23 protein-coding genes and 1 pseudogene are annotated in these 25,852 nt (G+C 65.9%); 16 read left to right on the top strand and 8 right to left on the bottom strand.

Annotated elements, in window-relative coordinates; all coding sequences use genetic code 11:
- Window positions 1-98: 98 nt before the first annotated feature.
- Complete coding sequence (locus C8J46_RS03605) at window positions 99-1,700, top strand: DUF87 domain-containing protein (protein WP_243643212.1); 1,602 nt, start codon at window positions 99-101, stop codon at window positions 1,698-1,700.
- Window positions 1,701-1,723: 23 nt separating this feature from the next.
- Here the strand turns inward: C8J46_RS03605 and C8J46_RS03600 are convergent, their stop codons facing one another.
- Both C8J46_RS03600 and C8J46_RS03595 read right to left on the bottom strand, forming a co-directional pair.
- The gene (locus C8J46_RS03600) at window positions 1,724-2,260 is read right to left on the bottom strand and encodes a histidine phosphatase family protein (protein ID WP_132735052.1); all 537 of its coding nucleotides are present in this window, start codon (window positions 2,258-2,260) and stop codon (window positions 1,724-1,726) included.
- A gap of 8 nt (window positions 2,261-2,268) precedes the next feature.
- Window positions 2,269-4,968, bottom strand: a complete 2,700-nt coding sequence (locus C8J46_RS03595; RefSeq protein ID WP_132735050.1) for an ATP-dependent DNA helicase — start codon at window positions 4,966-4,968, stop codon at window positions 2,269-2,271.
- A 380-nt stretch (window positions 4,969-5,348) separates the two neighbouring features.
- On the opposite strand from C8J46_RS03595, the gene C8J46_RS03590 reads away from it, so the two are divergent.
- The 5 genes from C8J46_RS03590 to C8J46_RS03570 all read left to right on the top strand — a co-directional run bounded on the left by C8J46_RS03590 (window position 5,349) and on the right by C8J46_RS03570 (window position 10,367).
- The gene (locus C8J46_RS03590) at window positions 5,349-5,654 is read left to right on the top strand and encodes a hypothetical protein (RefSeq protein ID WP_056053958.1); all 306 of its coding nucleotides are present in this window, start codon (window positions 5,349-5,351) and stop codon (window positions 5,652-5,654) included.
- 56 nt (window positions 5,655-5,710) lie between these two features.
- Complete coding sequence (locus C8J46_RS03585) at window positions 5,711-7,276, top strand: lysine--tRNA ligase (RefSeq protein WP_132735048.1); 1,566 nt, start codon at window positions 5,711-5,713, stop codon at window positions 7,274-7,276.
- A gap of 215 nt (window positions 7,277-7,491) precedes the next feature.
- Window positions 7,492-8,049, top strand: coding sequence for a 2'-5' RNA ligase family protein (locus C8J46_RS03580; protein WP_132735046.1), 558 nt, complete (start codon window positions 7,492-7,494; stop codon window positions 8,047-8,049).
- Between the two features lie 91 nt (window positions 8,050-8,140).
- Complete coding sequence (locus C8J46_RS03575) at window positions 8,141-9,145, top strand: histone deacetylase family protein (protein WP_132735044.1); 1,005 nt, start codon at window positions 8,141-8,143, stop codon at window positions 9,143-9,145.
- Window positions 9,135-10,367, top strand: coding sequence for an MFS transporter (locus tag C8J46_RS03570; RefSeq protein WP_243643198.1), 1,233 nt, complete (start codon window positions 9,135-9,137; stop codon window positions 10,365-10,367). The genes C8J46_RS03575 and C8J46_RS03570 overlap by 11 nt, the downstream gene beginning before the upstream one ends.
- 176 nt (window positions 10,368-10,543) lie before the next feature.
- Here the strand turns inward: C8J46_RS03570 and C8J46_RS03565 are convergent, their stop codons facing one another.
- Complete coding sequence (locus C8J46_RS03565; protein WP_132735042.1) at window positions 10,544-11,773, bottom strand: dipeptidase; 1,230 nt, start codon at window positions 11,771-11,773, stop codon at window positions 10,544-10,546.
- A 97-nt stretch (window positions 11,774-11,870) separates the two neighbouring features.
- Between C8J46_RS03565 and C8J46_RS03560 the strand changes: the two genes are divergently transcribed.
- Window positions 11,871-12,968, top strand: a complete 1,098-nt coding sequence (locus tag C8J46_RS03560) for an acyltransferase (protein WP_243643197.1) — start codon at window positions 11,871-11,873, stop codon at window positions 12,966-12,968.
- Between the two features lie 3 nt (window positions 12,969-12,971).
- Here C8J46_RS03560 and C8J46_RS03555 read toward each other — a convergent pair whose 3' ends face one another.
- The 4 genes from C8J46_RS03555 to sucC form a co-directional block, all read right to left on the bottom strand.
- The gene (locus C8J46_RS03555; protein ID WP_132735040.1) at window positions 12,972-13,733 is read right to left on the bottom strand and encodes an energy transducer TonB; all 762 of its coding nucleotides are present in this window, start codon (window positions 13,731-13,733) and stop codon (window positions 12,972-12,974) included.
- A gap of 431 nt (window positions 13,734-14,164) precedes the next feature.
- A complete protein-coding gene (locus tag C8J46_RS03550; protein WP_132735038.1) occupies window positions 14,165-15,094 on the bottom strand; it encodes an electron transfer flavoprotein subunit alpha/FixB family protein in 930 nt (309 codons plus the stop codon).
- Window positions 15,091-15,837 (bottom strand): electron transfer flavoprotein subunit beta/FixA family protein, encoded by a 747-nt coding sequence (locus C8J46_RS03545; RefSeq protein ID WP_056064107.1) that lies wholly within the window; start codon window positions 15,835-15,837, stop codon window positions 15,091-15,093. The genes C8J46_RS03550 and C8J46_RS03545 overlap by 4 nt, the downstream gene beginning before the upstream one ends.
- A 230-nt stretch (window positions 15,838-16,067) precedes the next feature.
- Complete coding sequence (gene sucC / locus C8J46_RS03540) at window positions 16,068-17,282, bottom strand: ADP-forming succinate--CoA ligase subunit beta (protein WP_132735036.1); 1,215 nt, start codon at window positions 17,280-17,282, stop codon at window positions 16,068-16,070.
- 196 nt (window positions 17,283-17,478) lie between these two features.
- Between sucC and C8J46_RS03535 the strand changes: the two are divergent.
- Window positions 17,479-18,005 (top strand): annotated as a pseudogene (locus C8J46_RS03535) (beta-carotene hydroxylase).
- A gap of 44 nt (window positions 18,006-18,049) precedes the next feature.
- Complete coding sequence (locus tag C8J46_RS03530) at window positions 18,050-18,379, top strand: PilZ domain-containing protein (RefSeq protein WP_055874768.1); 330 nt, start codon at window positions 18,050-18,052, stop codon at window positions 18,377-18,379.
- Window positions 18,380-18,587: 208 nt separating this feature from the next.
- On the opposite strand, the gene C8J46_RS03525 is transcribed toward C8J46_RS03530, so the two are convergent.
- Window positions 18,588-19,526, bottom strand: coding sequence for a ribose-phosphate pyrophosphokinase (locus C8J46_RS03525; protein ID WP_132735034.1), 939 nt, complete (start codon window positions 19,524-19,526; stop codon window positions 18,588-18,590).
- A gap of 97 nt (window positions 19,527-19,623) precedes the next feature.
- On the opposite strand from C8J46_RS03525, the gene gltX reads away from it, so the two are divergent.
- The 7 genes from gltX (at window position 19,624) to ribH (ending at window position 25,844) form a co-directional block, all read left to right on the top strand.
- Complete coding sequence (gltX, locus tag C8J46_RS03520) at window positions 19,624-20,949, top strand: glutamate--tRNA ligase (RefSeq protein ID WP_132735032.1); 1,326 nt, start codon at window positions 19,624-19,626, stop codon at window positions 20,947-20,949.
- Window positions 20,950-21,462: 513 nt separating this feature from the next.
- Window positions 21,463-22,128 carry a TonB family protein gene (locus tag C8J46_RS03515; protein ID WP_132735030.1) on the top strand — a complete coding sequence of 222 codons (666 nt, stop codon included), beginning with the start codon at window positions 21,463-21,465 and terminating at the stop codon, window positions 22,126-22,128.
- A gap of 55 nt (window positions 22,129-22,183) precedes the next feature.
- On the top strand, window positions 22,184-22,531 hold the full coding sequence (locus C8J46_RS03510; RefSeq protein ID WP_132735029.1) for a hypothetical protein: 348 nt from the start codon (window positions 22,184-22,186) through the stop codon (window positions 22,529-22,531).
- A gap of 14 nt (window positions 22,532-22,545) precedes the next feature.
- Window positions 22,546-23,673 (top strand): bifunctional diaminohydroxyphosphoribosylaminopyrimidine deaminase/5-amino-6-(5-phosphoribosylamino)uracil reductase RibD, encoded by a 1,128-nt coding sequence (gene ribD, locus C8J46_RS03505; RefSeq protein ID WP_132735027.1) that lies wholly within the window; start codon window positions 22,546-22,548, stop codon window positions 23,671-23,673.
- The gene (locus tag C8J46_RS03500) at window positions 23,673-24,284 is read left to right on the top strand and encodes a riboflavin synthase (protein ID WP_132735025.1); all 612 of its coding nucleotides are present in this window, start codon (window positions 23,673-23,675) and stop codon (window positions 24,282-24,284) included. The genes ribD and C8J46_RS03500 overlap by 1 nt, the downstream gene beginning before the upstream one ends.
- Window positions 24,268-25,422 (top strand): 3,4-dihydroxy-2-butanone-4-phosphate synthase, encoded by a 1,155-nt coding sequence (gene ribB, locus C8J46_RS03495; RefSeq protein ID WP_132735023.1) that lies wholly within the window; start codon window positions 24,268-24,270, stop codon window positions 25,420-25,422. Before C8J46_RS03500 ends, ribB begins: the two co-directional genes overlap by 17 nt.
- On the top strand, window positions 25,422-25,844 hold the full coding sequence (gene ribH / locus C8J46_RS03490) for a 6,7-dimethyl-8-ribityllumazine synthase (RefSeq protein WP_132735021.1): 423 nt from the start codon (window positions 25,422-25,424) through the stop codon (window positions 25,842-25,844). The genes ribB and ribH overlap by 1 nt, the downstream gene beginning before the upstream one ends.
- Window positions 25,845-25,852: the final 8 nt, after the last annotated feature.

Genomic DNA, 25,852 nt, shown 5'->3' with positions numbered 1-25,852 from the left:
ACATTGGGTAAATGACTGGGGATCTTGCCAGAATGAGTGAAATGCCGGGACCCGATGCCTTCCTGCGCGCGCCATCGCCGACCAGTGGTTCCGTCGGCATGGTACCGCCTGCCCCGATCGGCGTCGTCTTCGCGATCGCTGGATCGAGCAGCCGTGTGTTGCTCGACCGCGCGTCGATCGGTGCGCTGTGCGACGATCGCGACCCCGTTGTCGCGGCCGCAGGTCAGGTCGGCGGTCAGGTGAAGATGCGCGTTGGCACGACGTGGCTGGTCGCCAACATCCGGTCGCTCAAGCTCGAAGACAATGCCGGCACCTGCATCGCCGCCGACATCGACTTTCTCGGTGAGGGCGACGAGGAACGCCTGACCGGCAAGCTCTATCGGTTCCGCCGCGGTGTGACGCGGTATCCGATGCCCGGCGCCGAGGTGTACCCGATCACCACGTCGGACCTGCAACAGGTCTATGCCGCCGAGGATCGCGCCAACATCACCGTCGGCACGGTGTATCCGACCAGCGACATCCCCGCCGCGCTCTATGTCGACGCGATGCTCGGCAAGCATTTCGCGCTTGTCGGATCGACCGGTACCGGCAAGTCGACCAGTGCCGCCTTGATCCTCCACCGAATCTGCGAACTCGCGCCGCAGGGCCATATCGTGATGATCGATCCGCATGGCGAATATGCGGCTGCGTTCAAATCGAACGGTGCGTTGTACGACGTCTCGAATTTGCAGATGCCTTATTGGCTGATGAACTTCGAGGAGCATTGCGAGGTTTTCCTCACCAGCAGCGGATCCGCGCGGCAGTTCGATGCGGACATCCTCGCCAAATGCCTGCTCGCCGCCAAAGCCAAGAGCCGTCTCGGTCAGGAGATCGCCAAGCTGACGGTCGATGCGCCCATTCCCTATCTGCTCAGCGACCTGACGACGATCATCAGCGCCGAAATGGGCAAGATGGACCGCGCCGGCGACACCGCGCCGTATCTACGCCTGAAAACCAAGATCGACGAGATCAAGGCGGACCCGCGCTATGGCTTTATGTTCTCGGGGATGCTCGTCGCGGACACGATGGCGAGCTTCCTAAGCCGGATCTTCCGTCTGCCCGGCGACGGCAAGCCGATCTCGATCATCGACGTCTCGGGTGTGCCGTCGGACATTACGTCCGTGGTGGTCGCGGTCCTTGCGCGGATGACGTTCGACTTTGCGATTTGGTCGCGCAACGAACCGCAGCGCCCGATCCTGCTCGTCTGCGAAGAGGCGCATCGCTACATCCCCGCCGGCCAGGAGACGAGCAGTGCGGTCGGTCGCATCCTCGGCCGGATCGCGAAGGAAGGCCGTAAGTACGGCGTGTCGCTCGGCCTCATCACGCAGCGTCCGTCGGATCTGGCGGAAGGCGTGCTGTCGCAGTGCGGCACGATCATCGCGATGCGCCTCAACAACGACCGCGATCAGGCGTTCGTCCGCGCGGCGATGCCCGAGGGTGCACGGGGCTTCCTCGATTCGATTCCGGCGTTGCGCAATCGCGAATGCATCATCTGTGGCGAAGGCGTGACGATCCCGATCCGCGTGAGCTTCGACGGGCTCGAGGAGTCGAAACGTCCGGCGTCGGGCGACCCACTCTTTTCCGAACTCTGGCGCGACGTCGGTGGTGAAGACCAGATCATCGGCAGGACGATCCAGCGCTGGCGGGCACAGGGCAAATAGGCCGCCGGTTTAGCCCCGCGTGGTCAGTCCGCGTCGGGGCCTAAGGTCGGATCGAGATCGCGGGGGCGGATGAATCGGGTCAGGCGGGCGGTGGCCGACGTGATATCCGCCCAATCCCCTTCAAACTGGAGCTCGGCGATGGTGGCGGTCGGATATTTGTCCTCGACCGCATCGCGCAGCGGGTCAGCCCCGTCCGCCACCAGCATCAGGACGAGATCTTCCAACCCCGGATTATGCCCGACCAGCAGCGCGCTCTCGGCGTCGGCCGGAAAGCCGTGCACCACGTCGAGCAACGTCGCTGCCGACGCGAGATACACGCGACGGTCCAGCGTCGGCGCGATCATCCGGCCATAGCCCGATTCGATCTGCTCCAGCGTCTCCGACACGCGCACCGCGGGCGAGGCAATCGCATGATCGAACGCCAATCCCAGTGATCGCATATGCCGACCGACCATCGCCGCGGCGCGCTTACCCTTGGCGTTGAGCGGGCGGTCGAAATCGCGCGCAACCGGATCGTCCCAGCCGGACTTGGCGTGGCGCAACAGCGTCAACGTCTTCATGGCAATCCTCAAGCGGGTTGGCGGCTTTCATGCCCTACCGGGGCCCGTGAGGAAAGCCGGCTCGCGACTCGGGCCACCGCTTCTTCGAGCGTGACGCGGGCGATCGGCACGCCCGGCGGGAACGCACTGAGCAGCCGCGACGGCATTGCCGCGGACAGCATCACGAACACGCCCGAATCGTCGGCGCGGCGGATCAACCGGCCGAATGCTTGCGCGAGCCGCGCGCGGACGAGCCGGTCGTCATACGCCGAGCCTCCACCGGCCAGGCGCCGCGCCGCGTGCAGCACCGAGGGTTTCGCCCACGGGACGCCCTCCATCACCACGAGTCGCAGCGACTCACCGGGCACGTCGACGCCGTCTCGGAGTGCATCGGTGCCGAGCAGGCTCGCGCCCGGATCATCGCGAAAAATATCGACCAAGGTACCGGTATCGATAGGATCGACATGTTGCGCGTGGAGCGGCAGGCCTTCGCGCGCGAGTCGATCGGCGATGCGGCCATGCACGCCGCGCAACCGTCGGATAGCGGTGAACAGCCCGAGCGTCCCGCCGCGGCTGGCGACGATCAGTTGCGCATAGGCGTTGGCCAGCGCGCCGATGTCGCCGCGCTTCACGTCGGTGACGATTAGGACTTCGGCCTGACGCGTGTAATCGAACGGGCTCTTCGCCTCGAACCGGGCGGCGGGGCGGAGCAGATGCGGGGCGCCGGTGCGGGCTTCGGCCACCTCCCAATCGCCGCCGCCGGTCAGCGTTGCAGAGGTAACCAGTGCACCATGCGCCGGTTTCAACACGATCTCGGCGAAGGGTCGCGTCGGGTCGAGCCAGTGGCGATGCAGCCCGATATCGAATTCGCGGCCTTCGATGCGGTCGACCGCGAGCCAGTCGACGAAATCGCCATCGACAGGTCCGCCAACGCGCGCGAGCAGCGACAGCCACGACGCCACCGTCTCCGCGCGCCAACCGATCGAGGCGATCGCGCCCTCGACTCGTGCGCGGGCGGGCGCGTCCATCCAGTCGGGCGCTTCGGCGAGCACGGCTTCAAGCCGGCGACCGAGCGTGACAAGTGGGCGGACGAGCGCGTCGAGCGCGGCGGCAGCGGGCGCGGCGGCCTCGATCAGCGTCGCATCGGGTTCGGCGAGTTCGGTCTCCAGCCCATAGCCCGCGTCGCCCGGCTGTTCGGCCCGCGCGTAGGTGAGCCCGCGGACGGCGGCGAGAAGCGTCTCGATCGGCCCGAACGGCGCACCTTCGCCGAGCCTTTGCAGCCAGCCGTCGGACGCGAGCGCGCCCGCCGCGGTGACCGCATCGCTGATCGCCCGCGCGCCCTGTTCGTCATAGCTGGCGAGATCGGACAGGCGCGCGGCAAGCCCTCGCCGGCGGCCGCGACCGCTCGATTCGGGGCCGAGGATCCAGCGGCGCAGTTCGATCGTCTCCGCACCGGTCAGCGCGGTCGCGAACATCGAATCGGCGGCGTCGAAGATATGATGGCCTTCGTCGAACACGTATCGCGTCGGTCGGGTGGCGAGTTCGCGTCCTCTGGCGGCGTTGACCATCACCAGTGCGTGGTTGGCGATGACGATGTCGGCGTCGGACGAGGCGCGAGCGGCGCGCTCGATGAAGCATTTCCGGTAGTGCGGGCAGCCGGCATAGACGCACTCGCCGCGCCGGTCGGTCAGTGCAGTTGAACCATTGCGGCGAAACAGCGTCGGCAGCCAGCCGGGCAGGTCGCCGCCGACCATATCGCCGTCCGCGCTATACGCGGCCCAGCGTGCGACGAGATGCGCGAGGATCGCCGCGCGGCCTGCGAACCCGCCTTGCAGCGCGTCCTCCAGGTTCAGCAGGCAGAGATAATTCTCGCGGCCTTTTCGCGTAACGACCTTGGCCTTGCGGATCGCAGCGTCGGGATAAAGCCGCGCGGTTTCCTGCCCCAACTGGCGTTGCAGCGTTTTGGTGTAGGTCGAGATCCATACCGCGCCGCCGGCCTTCTCCGCCCAGAGCGACGCGGGAGCAAGATAACCGAGCGTCTTGCCGATCCCGGTCCCCGCCTCGGCAAGGACGAGATTGGGCGTATCGCGCATCGCGCGCGGCGCGAACGCGGCGGTGGCTGCGCCGGCATAGGCGCGCTGGCCGGGGCGTTCCTCGGCACCGTGGCCGGTAAGGTCGACGAGCCGCGCCTCCGCATCGCCCGGCTCGATCGTCACGGTGCGCGGCGCGGGTCGTGGCGCATGCTCCTCCCATTCGGGAAGCGACGAGAACAGCCAGCGTTCGTTGACCGCGGGCTTCTTCAGCCGCTCGGCGACGACCGGCGCCCACGGCCAGCGCAACCGGAACAGCGATTGCGCCGCAGTCCACGCCCCTTCCCGCTCGGGCCAGTCGCCATCGGTGAGCGCCAGCATCGCTTCGGCAGCGCGCAGCAGGAACGGCGCGACCGCCGCATCCTCGCTCGGCACATCGAGCCCGGTAACCCGCGCGATCCCCTTCGGCGTCGGCACCGCGAACTGCGCCGGGCGAAGGAACGCGTAGAGTTCGAGCAGATCGAGCCCCGACAGATCGGGATACCCGAGTCGCTGCCCGACCAGCGGCGCGTTGAGCATGATGACCGGCGTGTCGGCGGCGATCCGAATCGCCTCGCCCCGCCCGATCGGACGCGCACCCTCGGCGTTCGCGATCCAGATGCCGGCGTGGCTGGCGTGGAGGGCGGGATAGCGAAGCACTCCGCGACCTTGCTGCAACGAGAACGAAAGGGCAACCTTTTGTAGAAGGGGATATGGTCAGCGGTGTGCAGATGCGCCTGATCGGTGAGGCCCCTTCCCCCCCCTCCCGTCATCCCAGCGAAAGCTGGGATCTTAATGGGGCGGGTGCTGCGATCGCCACGGGGATATCCCAGCTTTCGCTGGGATGACGGGATGACGGGAGGGGTAAGGATCGCCCCATCATCCCCTTCATTGCTCAACCAAGCTCCACCGACGAAGCGGTCCGAGAGACTTTTCGCCAATCGCATCCCCCTCGCCCGCCGTTACGCAACCGGTACGGTTCACATGCGTTGCGCCCCTATCGATACCGAACTTTACCTACATCAACAGGGACGATCATCATGCGGAAGTTTCTCATGGCGCTGAGCGCGCTCTCGCTCGCAATCCCAGCCGCCGCCGTGATCCCTACGGGCAAGGCCGAAGCACGCTCGAAGCGTGAGTATCGCGGCCATGACCGTCGTTACCGCGCAAAGCGTTGCCGCCATTCGAGCGGCACGACCGGTCTTGTCGCAGGCGGCGTCGGCGGTGCGGTGCTCGGCAATGCGGTCGGCGGCGGCTTGCTCGGCACGCTCGCCGGCGGCGCAGCGGGTGCGCTCGGTGGCCGTGCGGTCGACCGGACGATCACCGCGAAGGATCGTTGCCGCTAAGACGCATGCGGCGGTGGGGTGACGGACACGGGCGCAGGCGCTAATCGCCGAACGCTATGACCGATGAAATCCGCACCGCCGCCCTCGAGTCCAAAGCCTGGCCATACGAGGAGGCGCGCAAACTCCTCAAGCGGTATCCGAACGGCAAGTCGGGCAATCCGATGCTGTTCGAGACAGGCTACGGACCGTCGGGCCTGCCGCATATCGGTACGTTCAACGAGGTGCTGCGCACGACGATGGTGCGCAACGCGTTCCACGCGCTGAGCAATACGCCGACTCGGCTGATCGCGTTCTCGGACGATATGGACGGTCTCCGGAAAGTCCCGGACAACGTCCCCAACGGCGACATGCTGCGCGAGCATCTCGGCAAGCCGCTGACGCAGATCCCCGATCCGTTCGGCACGCATTCCAGCTTTGCCGCACACAACAACGCGATCCTGCGCGAATTTCTCGACCGCTATGGCTTCGACTACGAGTTCGCGTCGTCGACCGAATATTACACCGGCGGGCGTTTCGACGAGGCGCTGAAGGGTGTGCTTCGCCACTTCCAGGGCATCCAGGACGTGATGCTCCCGACGCTGCGGGCCGAGCGTCGCGCGACCTATTCGCCGGTGCTGCCGATCTCGCCGACCAGCGGCATCGTGCTGCAGGTGCCGATCGAAGTGATCGACGCAGAGGCTGGACTGATCGCGTTCGAGGATGACGGCCAGCGGATCGAGCAGTCGGTGCTCGGCGGCAAGGCCAAGCTGCAGTGGAAGGTCGACTGGGCGATGCGCTGGGTCGCGCTCGGCGTCGATTACGAGATGGCGGGCAAGGACCTGATCGATTCGGTCACCCAGTCGTCGAAGATCGCACGCGTGCTCGGCGGACGCCCGCCCGAAGGCTTCAACTACGAGATGTTCCTCGACGAGAATGGCGAGAAGATTTCGAAGTCGAAAGGCAATGGTCTCAGCCTCGAGCAGTGGCTGACCTATGGCCCCGAGGAATCGCTGGCGTTCTACGCGTATCGCGAGCCGAAGAAGGCGAAGTCGCTCCACATGGGCGTGATTCCTCGCGCGGTGGACGAATATTGGCAATTCCGCGGCAATTATGCGGGCCAGGACCTGAAGCAGAAGCTCGGCAACCCGGTGCACCATATTCACGACGGCAAGCTGCCGACGGGCGAGCTGCCGGTGACGTTCGGGCTGCTGCTCAACCTCGTCGGCGTGATGGGCGATGCGAGCAAGGAGCAGGTCTGGGGCTATCTGGCCAATTACGTGCCCGATGCGTCGGCGGCGAAATACCCCGAGCTCGACCGACTGATCGGCTATGCGCTGGCGTATAGCCGCGATTTCGTCGCGCCGACGCTGAAGCGCCGCGCGCCCGAGGGTGTGGAGGTCGCGGCGCTGGAGCGGCTCGATGCGGAACTCGCCGCGTTGCCGGCGGAGGCGAGCGCGGAAGACATCCAGAACATCGTCTACGAAATCGGCAAGACCGGCGGGTTCGAAAACCTTCGCGACTGGTTCAAGGCGCTGTACGAGACGTTGCTGGGCTCGGAGCAGGGGCCGCGGATGGGCAGCTTCATCGCGCTGTATGGCGTGGCGAACTCCCGGAAACTGATTGTCGAGGCGTTGGCGCGGTAAGGCCGTACCCTAGAAGAATTATCCACCCCGGCGCAGGCCGGGGCCCAATTGGGACACGCGCTTAACGGAGCGCAACGTGTCGTTACTCTGACCTTTCCAATTGGGCCCCGGCCTCCGCCGGGGTGGTGATTAGCCCTCTGATCTCGCGCGCCACCTAGACGAAGGTATTGGAACATATTAGCAACAAGCCCGCCGCCCCCGATTCGGAATCCGGCATGTTTCATCGACCGATCGCCCGTCATCGCCTGTTCTTCGCGATCCGCTTACCATTTCCGCTAGCGCGCCAGATCACCGAGGCGGCGGCGTGGTTCGACGGTCCCGCGCAGAAGCTGCGCCCCGAGCATCTCCACGTCACAATCGACATCCTCGACGATCATGATCGCGTCTCGACCGCGCTGGAACGCGACCTGAAGGCGATCGGCGATGCGGTCGAAGCAGCGCCGTTCGCGCTCCAGTTCGACACCGCGGTCGGCAGCGAACGATCCATCGCGCTACGTCCGCGCCACAAGAACGCCTCGCTCGCCGCGCTGCATCAGCGGATCGCAGTAGCACGCGAGTCGGCGGGGCTGTCCCAGCGCAAAGGCTATCGGTTCAGCCCGCATATGACGCTCGGCTACCGCGACGGCGCGCCGTTCACGCAAGCCATCGCGCCGATCTGCTGGACCGCGGACGCATTCGTGCTGGTCCAAAGCCATGTCGGCCGGACGCGCCACGACGTGATCGGCCGCTGGTTGCTGAACGGCGACGACGATCGGCAACTGACGCTGTTCTAAGCGCTCGAATTTGCCGAACGCGCGCGACCCGGTAGGACCCATAGGGCGATCGGTCGGTTCTTCCCCCGTGACCGCTCACCAAGGAGCAACGATGCGACTGTTCTTCGACGAGTCCCAGCGGACCCACGCACCAGTCTGGGAACTGCACAACGGCGCATTCACGGCCTATGCGGAGGCTCCCGCGCGCGTCGATGCGATCCTGCGCGCGCTCGGTCCGGTCGAGGCGCCGGAAGATCGCGGCGAGGCGCCGATCCTAGCCGTCCACCCCGCGCCATACGTCGCGTTCCTAAAGGACGCGGCGCGACTGTGGCGCGAAGCCGGACGCGAGGGCGACGCGATCCCCTACACCTTCCCGATCCGTGGTCGCCGGCCGCTCGACCTCACCCGCATCGACGCGCTCATCGGCGCGCATAGCTTCGACGCGACCACGCCGATCACGCCGCAGACCTGGGCCGCCTCCTATGGCAGCGCCCAGTCCGCGCTCGCCGCGACGCACGCGGTCCTCGACGGCGACCGCACCGCGTTCGCACTCTGCCGCCCGCCCGGCCATCACGCGGGCGCAGACTATTGCGGTGGATACTGCCACCTCAACACCGCCGCGATCGCCGCGCAGGCCGCACGCGACGCCGGTGTCGACCGCGTCGCGATCCTCGATATCGACTATCACCACGGCAACGGCACGCAGGATATCTTCTACACGAGAGGCGACGTGTTCTACGCCTCGGTCCATGCCGATCCGAAGACCGACTATCCCTTTTACTGGGGCCACGCAGAGGAAACCGGCGAAGCCAACGGACTTGGTACGACGCTGAACGTGCCCCTCCCGCACGGCACGCAAATCGACGCGTTCCGGGCCGCGCAGACCACAGCGCTCGACGCGATCGCCGCGTTCGATCCCGGCCTGCTCGTCGTCAGCTTCGGCGCGGACACGTGGGAGGGCGATCCGATCTCGCATTTCAAGCTGACCACGCCCGACTATGCGGTGTTAGCCGCTGACATCGCGGCCCGCGGGTGGCCGACCGTCATCGTCATGGAAGGCGGATACGCAGTCGACGCGCTCGGCCACAACGTCGCGAGTTTCCTGCGTGGCTTCTGAAGCGCCGATTGCGCTGGGCACGCCCGCCTACCGTCGGCTGACGCTGGCGATGTTGTTCGCGGGGTTCTCGACCTTCTCGCTGCTGTATTCGGTGCAGCCATTGCTGCCGCTTTTCGCCGCGCAGTTCAGGCTGACCGCCGAGGGCGCGTCGCTCGCGGTGTCATTGGCGACCGGGCCCTTGGCGATCGGCATCCTGTTTGCCGGGTTCGTGTCCGACCGCGTCGGCCGGCGTCCGCTGATGATCGCGGCGATGTTCGCGGCGGGGGCGCTGACGCTGGCGGCGGCGGTTGTGCCGGGGTGGAGCGGGTTGCTCGTGTTGCGCTTCCTGACTGGTGTTGCGCTCGCAGGCGTGCCGGCGGTGGCGATGGCCTATGTCGCAGAGGAGGTTGATGCGGGCTCGGTCGGTGCGGCGATGGGGCTGTATATCGCGGGCAGCGCGCTCGGCGGGATGGCCGGGCGGCTGGTCGTCAGCATCGTCGCCGATCTCGAAGGCTGGCGCTGGGCGCTCGCCGCGGTCGGCGTCGCAGGCCTCGCGATGGCGGAGGCGTTTCGCCGGCTCGCGCCGCTCTCGCGCAATTTCACGCCGAGCGTGGGACGACCGGGCGCGTTATTGCGCAGTGCCGGGTCGCTGTTCACCGATCGCGCGATGCCTTTGCTGTATCTCGAGGCGTTCCTGCTGATGGGCGTGTTCGTCACGATCTATAACTATGCGGGCTTCCGGCTGATGAGCCCGCCTTACAGCCTCAGCCAGGCGGCGGTCGGCGGCGTGTTCCTGCTGTACGTGCTGGGATCGGTGAGTTCGGCGAAGTTCGGGACGCTCGCCGGACGACTCGGGCGGCGGAAGGTTTTCTGGATCCCCGTCGTCCTGCTGATCGCCGGCGTCGCACTGACCGCGATGACGCCGCTCGTGCTGGTGATCGCGGGGATCGCGGTCGTGACGGTCGGCTTCTTCGGCGCGCATTCGATCGCAAGCGCCTGGGTCGGCAGGCGCGCGCAGGGTTCGCGCGGGCAGGCGGCGGCGTTCTATCTTTTCTTCTATTATATGGGGTCGAGCGTACTGGGATCGGCCGGCGGCTTCGCCTGGACGCATGCCGGATGGCCGGGGGTGACGGCGTTCTGCCTGTTGCTCGGCGTGGCAGCGTTGGTGATCGGGCTGGTGCTGCGCACGGTGCCGCCGCTCGTGGTGGAGCCTCCTGCGGCGCAGCGGATGCCGGATCCGTGACATCTCTCCATCCGTCATTCCTCCATCCGTCATCCCGACCATTCCGTCATCCCAGCGAAAGCTGGGATATCATCGTTTGAGCCACGTCATCTGATACGGAGGAATACCCCAGCTTTCGCTGGGGTGACGGGATCTGGCGGGTTTGGTCGAAACTCGAGCAACGAGCACTCGCCCTTCTACCGCGACGCCACGTCCGTCGCATCGACCGGCGGCATACCCACCATCCCCTTCGCGACCGCTTCGACCCGCTCCATGACGCGGAGGACGTTGCCGCCGGACAGTTTCGCCAGATCGCCGTCGCTCCAGCCCCGCCGCGCCAGTTCCGCGAACAGCAGCGGGTAGCCGTCGACGCCCTTCATCGCGATCGGCCCGGTCCCTTGGATCCCGTCGAAGTCGCCGCCGATCCCGACATGATCGTGACCCGCGATCTTCGCGATATGCTCGACATGATCGGCGACCGTCGCGGCGGTGACCTGAGGCTCGGGATGCGCGGCGTCCCACGCCACCAGCGGCGCTGGCGATTTGGCGCCATAGACCCCTGCCGGCACGCCGACCGACTTCGCATAGGCCGAGCGCGCGACATCCCAGGCGCGCCATTCGGCCGACAGGAACGACGGGTAGAAGTTCACCATCACCATGCCGCCGTTCGCGCCGATCGCACGCAATAGAACGTCGGGAATGTTGCGCGGCGCGTCGGCGATCGCGCGCGCGCTGGAGTGCGAGGCGATCACCGGCGCCTTGGTCGCGGCCAAGGCCGCGGCCATCGTCGCGTCCGAGACGTGGCTGACGTCGACGATCATCCCGATCCGGTTCATCTCCGCGACCACCTGCCGCCCGAAATCGCTGAGCCCGTTGGCGCGCGGTGCGTCGGTCGAGCTGTCCGCCCAGTTCAGGCTCTTGCCGTGCGTCAGCGTCATGTACGCGACGCCAAGCGCGCGATACTGACGCAGCACCGACAGCCGCCCGTCGATCTGGTGCCCGCCCTCGACGCCGATCAGCGACGCGATGCGCCCCGCCTTCTCGATCCGTCGGATATCCGCGGCAGTGGTGGCGAGTTCGAACGTCGCCGGGTTCGCTGCGACGAAGCGGCGGACGATATCGATTTCCTCCAGCGTCATCTCGACCGCGCGCGGCGCGTCGGCGGGAATGTAGACCGACCAGAACTGACCGCCGACATGACCTTTGCGCAGACGGGGAATGTCGGTCTGCAACGGGTTCGGCAGCCGTGCGGTGTCGACCGAAAGATCGACCGCCTCGACCTTCGCGTCGTGCAGATCGCGGATCTCCCAGGCGAGGTCGTTATGCCCGTCGATCACCGGACTCCGCTCCAGCAGGCGTTCGACTCGCCGTGATACGGCAGCGTCCGGGCTAGCCTGCACGGCCAGCAACAGGAATGCGGCGATCATGTCTTGGTCCCCAATAGCGTCCGCTTCATCCTGAAGGAGCTGTTCGCGTGCGACAAGCCGGGTAAGGCGCTCGCCGGACGCAGACGGAGGGGCGTAATTGGACACGGGAACGGCCGGAACGGCGCGCGGGGCGGACAGCCGCCTCTCCACCGCGATCGCGATCGCGCGGCTGACCGGGATCATGGGGATCGTCTATGTCCACGCCTGGACCGGGCGGACCGCGGAAGAGCTGGCGGCGGTCGCGTTCAGTTGGCAGGCGGTTCTCCGTACCGTGCTGAGCGAGATGTTCGGGCGCAGCGCGGTGCCGCTGCTCGGCATGATCTCGGGCTGGCTGGTGGTCTCGACCGCGACGCGCCGAAGTTACGGCCCGTTCCTGCTCGGCAAGGCGCGGACGATCCTGCTCCCGATGGTCCTGTGGAATGCGATCGCGATTGTGCTGGTCGGGGCCGCGGCAACGTTCGGCGAGCTGAAGGCACCGACGCCGTCAAGCATCGGCTGGACGCTGAACGAACTCGTGCCGCTCGTCCACGCCAACGACATCAACGTGCAGATGCCGTTCTTACGCGATCTTTTCGTGTGCATGATGCTCGCCCCGCTGCTGGTGCGCGCGTCGAGCGCGTGGCTGGCGATGGTAGCCCTGATCGTGGTCGTATGGAGTGTGTCCGGGGTGCATGTCCCGCTGCTGTTGCGGCCGCAGATCCTGCTGTTCTTTACCGCGGGGATCGCCGCGCGGCGGCTTGGCGTGGCAGAGAAGGTGGCGGGGTGGCCTGTCGTCCTCTGCGCGCTGCCGTTCGTGGCGCTGATCGCGCCGCGGCTGTGGACGGCGTGGCTGGGGAACGTCTTCTTCGACGCGCATCCGCATGTGATGGCGGCGTTCGACATACTGTTTCGATTGGCGTCGGCGGTGCTGTTCTGGCGGGTCGCCTGGGCGCTGGCGGGAAGTGGCGTCGCGGAGCGACTGCGTGAGATCGAGCGCTATGGATTTCTCGCATTCTGCGATCACCTGGTGCTGTTGTGGCTGTTCGGGCCAGTGATCGGGCTGGCGACCGGTCCGCTGGGGGCGGCGCTGTATCCGGCGTATCTGCTGGTCCAGCCGTTGCTGGTGCTCGGGGCGACGGTTGCCCTTGGGCGGGGCCTGATGACGCTCTCGCCGGCGGTCGCGCGGGTGCTCAGTGGGGGGCGGCTGGGGCGGTAGGCTTCAGTTACTGCGTGACGGCGGACCGAGCTGGTTCACCCATTCCTGGTTGTGGACGACGGTCGAGCGGACCGGGCGGCCGGTGGCGTCGAGCCAGGGGCGGTAGCGGAAGCGGAGCTCGATCAGGCGGCAGGTGGTGGCGTCGAGCACGTCGTTTCCGCTGGAGCGCGTGACCATGCAGTGCGTGACTTGTCCGTCGGTTTCGACCGTGTAGCGCACGCCGACGATCCCGCCCGCACCGATCACCGCCTCGGCATTGGGAAAGTCCTTGTTCTTGAAGCGGCCTTTCAGGAGACGGGGCGGGGTTTCGTCGCCACCGTCGCCGTCGCCATTCCCGGAGCGACTGCTGCCGGTGCCGTTCCCCTCACCACCCGCGCCTGTGCCCGGTCCGGGGACTGGCGCGGCGCCGGTCGTGGGGTCGCTGCCGGGGCCGGGTTTTAGAGCAGCGATGACCGGCGGTGGCGGGACGATCGGGGGGATGATCGGTTTGGGGATGACGAGTTCGGTCGCCTTCGAGCGCAGGTTCGCAGGGGACGCTGCGCCTTCGGGGCGATGGCTTTTCGCGGGGCGGGGGATGATCTTTTCAGGCGGCGGCGGTGGAGGGGGTTTCGGGCCGACCGAAAAGGTCTTTAGCGCGTCTGGGATAGCAGTGGGGATGCTGACGCCGAGACCGAGGATCAGCGCATAGCCGATGACGGCGCAGAGCATCGCGGCGCTGGCGGCGGATATCAGGCGGTCGCGCGAGTTCGAGTGGACGCCGTACATGCTGGGTAATTGGGGAGGCGTGTGGGGGGCGGCAACTGGGCGTGACGGCGCGAGAACGATCTCGGTGTTCCGGACGTATTCGGTACTGATCCCGCTTCGACAGATGCACCTCCCCGGCGCAGGCCGGGGTCCAGATGGAAAGGTTGCTGTAACGAAGCACTACGCTCCATGAGCGACGTCGCCCAACTGGGCCCCGGCCTCCGCCGGGGTGATGCTCGCTTGCGTGCGAATAGACCTCAGTTTGTCGCGTATCGGTTCGAGATCCGCAGACCTGTACGTTCGGCAGACACTAGAACGGGCAGCGCGACCAAGTCACACCGCCCGTTTCTGGCACGCGCCGCGGGAGTAAATCCCGCGTCGTCGGTCGGCGCTTGAGCGCCGCCGGCCGGGTTTGCTGTTGCGCTTGGCTTCGCCTTGCGCAGCGGCGTTGCCTACAGCTTCGCCGTCAACTCCGGCACGATCTTGAACAGATCGCCGACCAAGCCGATGTCCGCGACCTGGAAGATCGGAGCGTCCTCGTCCTTGTTGATCGCGATGATGACCTTCGAGTCCTTCATCCCCGCGAGATGCTGGATCGCGCCGGAGATACCGACCGCGACATACACTTCCGGCGCGACGATCTTGCCGGTCTGGCCGACCTGATAATCGTTCGGCGCATAGCCTGCGTCGACCGCAGCGCGTGAGGCACCCACGCCGGCACCGAGCTTGTCGGCCAGCGGATCGATGATCGCGTGGAACTGGTCGCTCGAGGCGAGCGCACGGCCGCCCGAGACGATGATCTTCGCGCTGGTCAGCTCGGGACGCTCGTTCTTGGCGATCTCCGAGCCGGCGAAGGTCGACAGACCCTTGTCGCCGGTCGATGCGACTGCCTCGATCTCGGCCGAGCCACCCTCGGTCGCGGCCTTGGCGAACGCCGTGCCGCGGACCGTGATGACCTTCTTCGCGTCGGTCGACTGGACGGTTGCAATGGCGTTGCCCGCATAGATCGGCCGCGTGAACGTGTCTTCGCTCTCGACCGACAGAATGTCGCTGATCTGCATGACGTCGAGCAATGCAGCCACGCGGGGCGCGATGTTCTTGCCGTGCGTGGTCGACGGCGCGACGAAAGCATCGTGGGTGCCCATCAGCTCGACGATCAGCGGCGCGACGTTCTCGGCAAGCGCATGCGCGAACGCCGCATCGTCGGCGACGTGCACCTTGCCGACGCCGGCGATCTTGGCGGCTTCGGCAGCGACGCCGTCGACGCCTTGGCCGACAACCAGCAGATGGACTTCGCCGAGCTGCGATGCGGCAGTCACCGCCGACAGCGTGGCATCCTTGACGGCCTGACCGTCATGTTCGACCCAGACGAGCGTCTTCACTTGGCGACTCCCATTTCCTTGAGCTTGCCGACCAGCGCGTCGACATCGGCGACCTTGATCCCGGCCGAGCGCTTGGCGGGCTCGACCACCTTCAGCGTGGTCAGGCGCGGCGTCACGTCGACGCCGAAATCGGCCGGCGTCTTCTGCGCCATCGGCTTCGACTTCGCCTTCATGATGTTCGGCAGCGAGGCATAGCGCGGCTCGTTGAGGCGAAGATCGGTGGTGATGATCGCGGGCAGCTTGAGCGTGTCCGTCTCCGCGCCGCCATCGACTTCGCGAGTCACGTTGACCGAACCGTCGGCGATCTCGACCTTCGACGCGAACGTGCCCTGGCCCCAGTTCAGGAGGCCGGCGAGCATCTGTCCGGTCTGGTTGTTGTCGTCGTCGATCGCCTGCTTGCCGAGGATGACGAGGTCGGGCTTCTCTTCCTCGACGATCTTGGCGAGGATCTTCGCGACGCCGAGCGGCTCGACCTTGGTCTCGCTGACGACGAGGATCGCACGATCGGCACCCATTGCGAGCGCGGTCCGCAACGTTTCCTGGCTCTTCTGCTCGCCGATCGAGACGACGACGATCTCGGTCACGCCCTTGTCCTTGAGGCGGATGGCCTCTTCGACCGCGATCTCGTCGAACGGGTTCATGCTCATCTTGACGTTCGCCAGATCGACGCCCGTTCCGTCCGCCTTCACGCGGGGCTTCACGTTGTAGTCAAGCACGCGCTTGACCGGCACCAGCACCTTCATCGGGATTCCTTCCAAGGTGGATATAGTTCGTTCGCTGACGGCGTTACCCGGCGGCGTTGGCGCGACAGATGGCTGTTTTACGTCGTTTTCGCAAGTGCGGTATGGAACATCACCATGCCGTAGCGTCACGCCGATCCACCTGTCCGACCAGTCGTGATACCAACGAAAAAGGGCCCGGACGTTTCCGTCCAGGCCCCAATTTCGCACAATCAGTATGCAGTTGGTAGCGGTTAGGCCGCGACCTTCTGCACCTCTGCGACGATCTTCTTGGCTGCATCGCCAAGGTCGTTCGCCGGAACGATCGCGAGGCCGGAGTTCGCGAGGATCTCCTTGCCCTTCTCGACATTCGTGCCCTCGAGGCGGACGACGAGCGGCACCGAGAGGTTCACTTCCTTCGCTGCGGCGACGATGCCGTCGGCGATGATGTCGCACTTCATGATGCCGCCGAAGATGTTGACCAGGATGCCCTTCACGTTCGGATCCGCGAGGATGATCTTGAACGCCGCCGTCACCTTCTCCTTATTGGCGCCGCCGCCGACGTCGAGGAAGTTGGCCGGGAACATGCCGTTGAGCTTGATGATGTCCATCGTCGCCATCGCCAGACCGGCGCCGTTGACCATGCAGCCGATGTCGCCATCGAGCTTGATGTAGGCGAGGTCGTACTTCGACGCTTCGAGCTCGGCGGGATCTTCCTCGGTCTCGTCGCGCAGTTCGAGCAGATCCTTGTGGCGGAACAGCGCGTTGCCGTCGAACGCAACCTTCGCGTCGAGCACCATCAGCTTTGCCCCCGAACCGGTATCCTTGGTGACCGCGAGCGGGTTGATCTCGATCTGCTCGGCATCGGTGCCCATGAACGCGTCATACAGCTTCGACGCGGTGTTCGCGGCCTGCTTGGCGAGATCGCCGGTCAGCTTCAGCGCGGCAGCGACGGCGCGGCCGTGGTGCGGCATGAAGCCTGTCGCCTGGTCGATGTCGATCGACTGGATCTTCTCGGGCGTGTCGTGCGCGACTGCCTCGATGTCCATGCCGCCTTCGGTCGAGACTACCATCATCACCCGGCCGGTGGTGCGGTTGAGCGTCAGCGCGAGGTAGAATTCCTTGTCGATGTCAACGCCGTCGGTGACGTACAGGCGGTTGACCTGCTTGCCCGCATCACCCGTCTGGATGGTGACGAGCGTATTGCCGAGCATGTCGGTCGCCGCCGCGCGAACCTCGTCCTCGGTCTTAGCGAGGCGGACGCCGCCCTTGGCATCGGGACCCAGTTCGACGAACTTGCCCTTGCCGCGGCCGCCGGCGTGGATCTGCGCCTTGACGACATAGAGCGGTCCGGGAAGCTTCTTCGAGGCCTCGACAGCCTCCTCGACGGTCAGTGCCGCGAAACCGGCAGGCACGGGGACGCCGAACTTGGCCAGCAGTTCCTTGGCCTGGTATTCATGGATGTTCATCGGGAAGGCTCCACGCAATTTTTAGGAAACTCGGGAATTGGTTGGGCGTAAAGCACAGGGCGGCCAGCAAATCCACCCTTAAGGCATATGCACTTGCGTCTCGTTCTCAATAGACGCGTATCGGGCTGAGTTGATCTGGTTTTCTTGGGACAATTCGCCTTTCGCCGTCGCGCCTTACCGCCCCTATATGCAGGGCATGGCGATCTGGCTCGGCATCCTGCTGTTCCTCGGACCGTGATCGGCATGGAGGCGTTCGCCTATGCCGCGCACCGCTGGGTGATGCATGGCTTCGGCTGGTTCCTGCATGAAAGCCACCACCGTGCGCGCCATGGCAATTGGGAATTGAACGACCTCTACGCGGCGATCTTCGCGGTGCCGTCGTTCGTGCTGCTGCTCGGCGGCGTGCAGCTCGGCTGGTGGCCGGGGTTCGCGTGGATCGGCGCGGGAATCGCGGCGTATGGCGCGATCTATTTCGGGTTCCACGACATCATCGTGCACCAGCGCATCCCGACCCGATATCTGCCCAAGTCGAAATACATGAAGCGGATCGTTCAGGCGCACCGGCTGCACCACGTCGTCGAGACGAAAGAGGGCAATGTCAGCTTCGGCTTCTTGGTTGCACCCAAGCCAGAAGATTTGAAGGCCGAACTCAAGCGTCGGTCACGCGCGGGCATCCGCGCCCCGGTAAAGCGCGTGCTGCTACATCAAGCTGCCGAATCGTAGGGCGTTTGGAGATTGGTAACCACTTGGGGAGCAGTGTCCCGGACATGACACAGCCCGTCCCCATCCCTCCCGCCGAACCGAAGGGCGAGGAACTCCGCCAGGCGCTACGCAAGGCCGTCAAGATGCGCGCGCACCTGCGCGATCGGGGCCAGACGCGATTCGAAATCGAGGTCACCGACCTGTCGCTCTCGGGCTTTCGTGCGGAAACGAGCTTTACGCTGTGGCCGGGGACCGTGGTGTGGCTAACGCTGCCGGGTCTGGCGGCACTCGAAGCGGTGGTCGCATGGCGTGATAAGTTCAAATACGGCTGCGCATTCGCCAAGCCGCTGCATCCTGCGGTGTTCGATCACATCGTGGCGCTGAGCCAGCGATAGAACGCCAGCTTGTTCTCCTGCTGACGCAGGAGCCCAGGATTACGTAGCCCCGCCTTTGGTTAACCTGGATTCCTGCGTTCGCAGGAAAACCGCGAGGGACGTCAACAAAACCGACGTCGGTCGGTTCGGTGTTCCCGAACCGCCGGCCGATCCGGACGCTGCTCGCTATCGAGCACCGGCGCGGACGTTGCCGCGCCTGCGTCCGTCTTCAGTCGAACAAACTCGACACGCTCGTCTCATCCGCGATCCGCTTGATCGCCTCGCCCAGCAGAGGCGCGATCTGCAAGTGGCGGATCTTGCCGTGTGCGCCCTTGATGACGTCGTGGTTGCCGATCGAGTCGGTGATCACCAATTCGCGCAGCTCCGAGCCCTCGACTCGTGCCACCGCCCCGCCCGACAGCACGCCGTGCGTCACGTAGGCTACGACGTCCTCCGCGCCCGCTTCCTTCAACGCCGCCGCCGCATTGCAGAGCGTGCCCGCCGAATCGACGATATCGTCGATCAGGATGCAGAACCGCCCCTCGACCTCGCCGATGATGTTCATCACCTCCGACTCACCCGCACGCTCGCGGCGCTTGTCGACGATCGCGAGCGGCGCGTTATCGAGTCGCTTGGCGAGCACGCGCGCACGGACCACGCCGCCGACGTCGGGCGACACGACCATCAAATTCTTGCCCTTGAACCGCGCAAGAATATCCGCCGACATCACCGGTGCGGCATAGAGATTGTCGGTCGGGATATCGAAGAAGCCCTGGATCTGGCCGGCATGCAAATCGACCGATAGCACGCGGTTCGCGCCGGCGACGGTGATCAGGTTCGCGACCAGCTTGGCCGAGATCGGCGTGCGCGGGCCCGGCTTCCGGTCCTGCCGCGCATAGCCCATGTACGGGATCACCGCGGTGATGCGGCGCGCCGACGCACGCTTCAGCGCGTCGATCATGATCAGCAATTCCATGAGATTGTCGTTGGCGGGATATCCGGTGGACTGGATCACGAACACGTCCTCGCCGCGGACATTCTCGTTGATTTCGACGAAGACCTCCTCGTCCGCGAACCGCCGCACGCTGACGTCGGTCAGCGGAATCTCGAGATAGGCGGAGATTTCCTGCGCCAGCGGCAGGTTCGAATTGCCGGTCATCAGTTTCATGAAGCTATTTCCCGCTCGATATTCCGCACCCCTTAGGCGCAGCTTCCCGTTGGTGGAAGGGTTTGCCCGTCGCCGCGCCGCTCCGTACAGCAGCCACATGACCGTAATCACCCGTTTCGCTCCCTCGCCCACCGGCCGGCTGCACGTCGGCAACATCCGCACCGCGCTCCACAACTGGATGTTCGCGCGGGCCAATGGCGGCAAGTTCGTGCTCAGGATCGACGATACCGATCCGGAACGCAGCGAAGAGCGTTTCGTCGATGCGATCCGCGCCGATCTCGACTGGCTCGGGATGACGCCCCATGCGGAGGAGCGGCAGTCTGCACGGTTCGCGTTGTACGAGGCGCGGTTCGCGGACCTGGTCGCGAGCGGGCATGTGTATCCGGCGTACGAGACGACGCAGGAGCTCGACCTGAAGCGGAAAATCCAGGCCGGGCGCGGGTTGCCGCCGATCTACGATCGCGCAGCGTTGGCGTTGACCGAGGAGGCCCGCGCTAAGCTGGAGGCGGACGGCGTGAAACCGCACTGGCGGTTCAAGCTCGATTACGACTCGGCGATCGCGTGGGACGATTTGATCCGCGGCGTGGCGCATTTCGAGGCGAAGACGATGAGCGATCCGGTCATCCGGCGCGCGGATGGGTCCTGGCTGTATATGCTGCCCTCGGCGATCGACGATGCCGAGATGGGCGTGACGCACGTCGTGCGCGGCGAGGATCACGTGTCGAACACCGCGCTCCAATTGCAGATGTTCGCCGCGCTCGGTGTCAGGCCCCCACGGTTTGCGCATGAGGCGTTGCTGACAGGTGCGGAGGGCAAGCTGTCGAAGCGGCTCGGGTCGCTCGGCGTCGATCATTTCCGCGAGGTCGGGATCGAGCCCCAGGCGGTGCGCGCGCTGCTGGCCCGGATCGGGACGAGCGATCCGGTCGAACCGATCGCCGACGCCGCGCCGCTGATCGCGGGGTTCGACTTCGCACGGTTTGGGCGCGCGCCGGCGCGGTTCGACGAAGCGGAGTTGTCGGCGCTGAACGCGCGGATTTTACACGCGCTGCCGTTCGAAGCGGTGGCTGAGCGGTTGCCCGAGGGGATGGATGTGGCGGCCTGGGAGGCGGTGCGGCCGAACCTCGTGACGCTGGCGGATGCGGCGGATTGGTGGAGGGTGATCGAGGGACCGATCGTGGTCGAGGGCGACGTGGAGGCCGAGTATCTCGATCAGGCGCTGACAGCGGCGGGGGAGATCGATTGGTCGAGCGACCCTTGGCACGCGCTGACTGCGCGGCTGAAGGCGGAGACCGAGCGGAAGGGCAAGGCGCTGTTCCTGCCGTTGCGCCGTGCGCTGACCGGGCGCGATCATGGGCCGGACATGGCGGCCTTGCTGCCGTTGATCGGGCGCGAGCGGGCTTTGGAGCGACTCGCAGCGCGGTGATCTCGCGGTCACCGACAAAGTTCGACCCGTAAAAAGCATGTTCTCCCGCGAAGGCGGGAGTCCAGTCTGGGCTCCCGCCTTCGCGGGAGAACAAGAAGGGGCGGGCCGGCGGTCGATCCGAGCGAATCGGATCATCCCTCGTCGCGATAGGGAAGCCCCACCCCTTCCCAAGCACCACCCCGGCGAAGGCCGGGGCCCAGTTGGAAAGGTCGCAGTAACGAAGCGCCGGCTTCAGTTAGCAACGTCCCCCAACTGGGCCCCGGCCTCCGCCGGGGTGGTGGATGTATCGACGATAGGTGCTGCCCAACTGGCCGAGCCCGCACGTCAGACCTGTCCGTCGTGTCCGTCGTGTCCGTCGTGTCGCGGACGTCACTGGCGCCGATCAGACGCCGATTCGAAAGCACCCGCCTCGCCCCCCCCAACCCCCTTGCCTCTGAAATGTAATGATGTACCATCCCAAACGGCGGTACCTATCTCGCCGCCATCCTCAAGGAGAATCAGGGGAGACGGACCATGTACGCGGATCGACCAAACCGGACGGGCGGATTCAATCCCGGGAGCCTCGGCGTCGCGCTGACTATCAACTGCGCGGTGATCGGAGCCTTGTTCTTCGCGGCGCCTAACGTGCTGCCGTTCGTGCCCGACAAACCGCTCATAACCTATGTGCCGTACACTCCGCCGCCGCCACCCGAACCGGTGCCGCCCGCCGACCCGCCGATCCGCCAGCAACCGCGTCCCGCCCCACGTCCTGATGCGCCGATCACAATAGTGCAGATACCGCAACCCGACGGCTTCACGGTCGCCCCCGATCCGCTCCCCTACACGCCGCCGATCGGCATCGAAGGCACCGGAACAGGCACCGTCACGGTCGATCCGCCAAAGCTCGCACCGGTGTTCGTCCAGTCCGGCATCGATCCACGCTATGCCGCCGACTTCCAGCCGAGCTATCCGTCGGAGGAGCGCCGCGCCGAACGCGAGGGTCGTGTCGTCGTGCGCGTGCTCGTCGGCACCGACGGCCGCGTGAAGCAGGTCGAGCGGGTCAGCGCGACCACCGACGCGTTCTACCGCGCGACGCTGGACCGGGCGCTGGCCAAGTGGCGGTTCAAGCCCGCGACTCGCGACGGCGTTCCGGTCGAGGCATGGCGATCGATGGCGCTGACGTTTGTCCTCCAGAACTAAAGCTTAAGGGGCGCGGGGCTGGCCTAGCCGGCTCCGTCCCCCTATCTTGGCGCGCATGGGCTTTTTCAGTCGCTTCACGCCGATCGTCGCCTATCGCGACCTGCGGCTTTTCCTCAGCCAGCGCCGGCCGTACGAACTCATCTTTCTCGTGGCCGCGCTCGGCGTCACCAGCTTCCTGATCTACGCGTTCATGAAGGATTCGTACGTCGAGAAGGAATATCGCCCGAAGATCATCTATGTCGAGCAATGGCCCGCGGATCGCACAGACGCGCAGATCGTTGCGCAGCAAAAGATCGACGCGCCGATCAAGGCCAAGGCGCTCGCCGAGCAGAAGGCCCGCGAGGATGCGCAGCGCGCCTCGTTCAAGCGACTCGACGACAAGCTCAAGGCGATGGGAATCTGACCGACTCGCGCTGGATGGGGGCTGCACTGGCGCTCGCCGAGCGCGGTCGCGGCAGGACGGCGCCCAACCCCAATGTCGGCTGCGTGATCGCGCGCGACGGGCGCGTCGTTGGACGCGGCTGGACGCAGCCGGGTGGTCGTCCGCATGCCGAGGCAATGGCGCTGGCCGAGGCCGGTGCGAAAGCACAGGGGGCCACGGCTTACGTCACGCTCGAGCCCTGCGCGCATCAATCGTCACGCGGGCCGGCCTGCAGCGAGCTTCTGATCGAGTCGGGTGTGGCGCGCGTGGTCGCAGCGCTTGAGGATCTCGACGCTCGAACGGCCGGCCAGGGGTTCGCGCGGCTTCACGCGGCAGGCATCATCGTCACGCGCGGCATTCGCTCGGACGAGGCCCGTCGTTCGATGGCGGGGTTCCTGACGCGGCAGGCACTCGGCCGCCCCCATGTCACCTTGAAGCTGGCCACCTCGCTCGACGGCTGTATCGCGATGGCGGACGGATCGAGTCGCTGGATCACCGGTCCGCAGGCGCGGGCACACGCCCATCTCGAGCGGAGTCGGCACGAAGCGATCCTCGTTGGACGTGGGACGTATGAGACAGACGCACCGCGACTCGACGTGCGGTTGCCGGGCTTGGAAGAGCGCGCGCCGAAGCGCATACTACTGTCGACCACGCTTACCGTTTTCCCCTCCCCCCGTCATTCCAGCGAAAGCTGGAATATCCCCGTTGCCGGCCACGACGGAGCCTCACGGGGAGACCCCAGCTTTAGCTGGGGTGACGGAATTGGGGCGGGTGACAAAATAACGATTGCAGACGGAATGATCGTGGAGCGAGGAGTTGGAGCAGATGGCCACGCAAATTGGACCGTCATCCCCTCCCCTTCGGACATCGCCACCCTGCCCAACATCGACCACATCCTCGTCGAAGGCGGCGCGGCCGTAGCGTCGGCGTTCCTGTCCGCGGACTTGGTCGACCGTATCCTGCTCTACCGTGCACCGATCCTGATCGGCGGCAGCAAGCACGCACTCCGCGACATCGGCCTCACCGACCTGACCGAAGCGCATGGTCGCTGGGCGGTCGTCGATGCGCGGCAACTTGGCATGGACAGGCTCGAGGTCTACGAGCGCGAACGAAACGAGGCATAATGTTCACCGGAATCGTCACCGATATAGGCACCGTTACGCGCGTGGAGTCACCAGGCGATACGCGCGTCGTCGTCGCGACCGCCTATGATACCGCCACCGTCGATCTCGGCGCGTCGATCTCCTGCTCGGGCGTCTGCCTGACCGTCGTCGATAAAGGCCCCAATTGGTTCGCCGTCGACGTCTCCGGAGAGACGATCAGCCGTACCGCCAAGGACCAATGGACCGAGGGCCGCAAGTTCAACCTAGAACGCGCGATGAAGCTCGGCGACGAGCTCGGCGGCCATATCGTCACGGGCCATGTCGACGGCCTCGGCACCGTCGTCGCGCTCGCGGAGGAAGGCGGCTCGCACCGCGTCACGATCCGCGCCGGCGCAGACATCGCGCCATTCATCGCGCCCAAGGGTTCGGTCACCGTCGACGGCGTCTCGCTCACCGTGAACACCGTTCAGGACATCGATGGAGAGGTCGAGTTCGGCCTCAACATCATCCCGCATACCTGGAGCGTCACTACGCTCGGGACGATCCACGTGGAACAGTCGGTCAACATCGAGATCGACGTCCTCGCCCGCTACCTCCAAAGAATGGAGCATTACCGTGCCGCTGCCCGCTGAACTCGCCCGTCTGAAGCATGGGTATCTCTCCAGCCCCGAAGAGATCATCGACGAGGCGCGCAACGGCCGGATGTTCATCCTGGTCGACGACGAGGATCGCGAGAACGAGGGCGACCTCGTCATCCCAGCGCAGATGGCGACCCCTGAGAAGATCAACTTCATGGCGAAGTTCGGTCGCGGGCTGATCTGCCTCGCGCTGACGAGGGAGCGGACCGAGGAGCTTGGGCTCGAGCTGATGAGCCGCAACAACGGGACGCGGCACGAGACCGCGTTCACCGTCTCGATCGAAGCGCTCGAAGGCGTCACGACGGGCATCTCGGCCGCCGACCGTGCGCGCACGATCGCGGTCGCGGTCGATGCGACCAAGGGCAAGCCGGATATCGTCACCCCCGGCCATGTCTTCCCGCTGGTCGCGCGCGATGGCGGCGTGCTGATCCGCGCCGGCCATACCGAGGCGGCGGTCGACGTCGCACGGCTCGCCGGGCTCAACCCCTCGGGTGTGATCTGCGAGATCATGAACGAGGACGGCACGATGGCGCGGATGGACGACCTCGTCACCTTCGCGCAGTTCCACAACGTCAAGATCGGCACGATCCGCGACCTGATCGCCTATCGCCGCCGCCACGATCACCTCGTCGAGAAGCGCGCCGAAGCGAAGTTCACCTCCGAATGGGGCGGCGACTGGAGCGCGCTGACATTCTGGAACAAGGCCACCGGCACCGAGCAGGTCGCGCTGGTGAAGGGCAAGATCGACCCCGCCAAGCCGACGCTCGTCCGCATGCATGCGCTGTCGCCGTTCGCGGACATCTTCGGCGAATCGGGCGATCGTGGCCGTATCCTCGCGCGCTCGATGCAGATGATTGCCGACGAAGGCACCGGCGTGATCGTCGTGATCAACCGTCCGCGCAGCAATACCTTCACCTCCGCGGTGATGAAGAAGGCGGGTGCGGAGATCACCCCGGACATGGAGGAACTGCGCGACTACGGCGTCGGCGCGATGATCCTGACCGAGCTCGGCGTCCACGACATGGTGCTGATCACCAACACGCATCACACGCTGGTCGGGCTCGACGGCTATGGGCTGTCGATCGTCGGCGAGCGCCCGATCGCGTCCCTGAACACGGAAAAGAACAACTGATGGCGCATCTCCTCATCGTCGAAGCCCGGTTCTACGATCACCTCAACGACCTGCTGGTCGAGGGTGCGAAGGCAGCGATCGAAGTCGCCGGCCACACGCACGAGACGATCACCGTCCCCGGTGCGCTCGAAGTCCCCGGCGCGATCGCGCTGGCGGCTGAGAGCGAGACGTTCGACGCCTATGTCGCGCTGGGCGTCGTGATCCGCGGCGAGACCTATCATTTCGAGATTGTCGCGGGCGAGAGCGCACGCGGGATCATGCAGCTGACGATGGACGGCTTGGCCGTCGGCAACGGCATCCTGACGACCGAGAACGAGGCGCAGGCGCTCACGCGTGCGCGTCCGACCGAGGGCGACAAGGGTGGTGGTGCGGCCAATGCGGCGCTGGCGATGCTGGCGTTGAAGGACCGGTTCATCGCGTGAGATGCGCG

Origin of the sequence: Sphingomonas sp. PP-F2F-A104-K0414, from assembly GCF_004340945.1 — a bacterium.
GTDB lineage: Bacteria > Pseudomonadota > Alphaproteobacteria > Sphingomonadales > Sphingomonadaceae > Sphingomonas.
This window is presented reverse-complemented; position numbering and strand designations above follow the sequence as displayed.

Excerpts from the sequence above, each read along its gene's own strand:
- C8J46_RS03605 (WP_243643212.1), top strand. The coding sequence starts at position 99 with ATGGTACCGCCTGCCCCGATCGGCGTCGTCTTCGCGATCGCTGGATCG.
- C8J46_RS03600 (WP_132735052.1), bottom strand. The coding sequence starts at position 2,260 with ATGAAGACGTTGACGCTGTTGCGCCACGCCAAGTCCGGCTGGGACGAT.
- C8J46_RS03590 (WP_056053958.1), top strand. The coding sequence starts at position 5,349 with ATGCGGAAGTTTCTCATGGCGCTGAGCGCGCTCTCGCTCGCAATCCCA.
- C8J46_RS03585 (WP_132735048.1), top strand. The coding sequence starts at position 5,711 with ATGACCGATGAAATCCGCACCGCCGCCCTCGAGTCCAAAGCCTGGCCA.
- C8J46_RS03580 (WP_132735046.1), top strand. The coding sequence starts at position 7,492 with ATGTTTCATCGACCGATCGCCCGTCATCGCCTGTTCTTCGCGATCCGC.
- C8J46_RS03575 (WP_132735044.1), top strand. The coding sequence starts at position 8,141 with ATGCGACTGTTCTTCGACGAGTCCCAGCGGACCCACGCACCAGTCTGG.
- C8J46_RS03565 (WP_132735042.1), bottom strand. The coding sequence starts at position 11,773 with ATGATCGCCGCATTCCTGTTGCTGGCCGTGCAGGCTAGCCCGGACGCT.
- C8J46_RS03555 (WP_132735040.1), bottom strand. The coding sequence starts at position 13,733 with ATGTACGGCGTCCACTCGAACTCGCGCGACCGCCTGATATCCGCCGCC.
- C8J46_RS03545 (WP_056064107.1), bottom strand. The coding sequence starts at position 15,837 with ATGAAGGTGCTGGTGCCGGTCAAGCGCGTGCTTGACTACAACGTGAAG.
- sucC (WP_132735036.1), bottom strand. The coding sequence starts at position 17,282 with ATGAACATCCATGAATACCAGGCCAAGGAACTGCTGGCCAAGTTCGGC.
- C8J46_RS03530 (WP_055874768.1), top strand. The coding sequence starts at position 18,050 with ATGACACAGCCCGTCCCCATCCCTCCCGCCGAACCGAAGGGCGAGGAA.
- C8J46_RS03525 (WP_132735034.1), bottom strand. The coding sequence starts at position 19,526 with ATGAAACTGATGACCGGCAATTCGAACCTGCCGCTGGCGCAGGAAATC.
- gltX (WP_132735032.1), top strand. The coding sequence starts at position 19,624 with ATGACCGTAATCACCCGTTTCGCTCCCTCGCCCACCGGCCGGCTGCAC.
- C8J46_RS03515 (WP_132735030.1), top strand. The coding sequence starts at position 21,463 with ATGTACGCGGATCGACCAAACCGGACGGGCGGATTCAATCCCGGGAGC.
- C8J46_RS03510 (WP_132735029.1), top strand. The coding sequence starts at position 22,184 with ATGGGCTTTTTCAGTCGCTTCACGCCGATCGTCGCCTATCGCGACCTG.
- ribD (WP_132735027.1), top strand. The coding sequence starts at position 22,546 with ATGGGGGCTGCACTGGCGCTCGCCGAGCGCGGTCGCGGCAGGACGGCG.
- C8J46_RS03500 (WP_132735025.1), top strand. The coding sequence starts at position 23,673 with ATGTTCACCGGAATCGTCACCGATATAGGCACCGTTACGCGCGTGGAG.
- ribH (WP_132735021.1), top strand. The coding sequence starts at position 25,422 with ATGGCGCATCTCCTCATCGTCGAAGCCCGGTTCTACGATCACCTCAAC.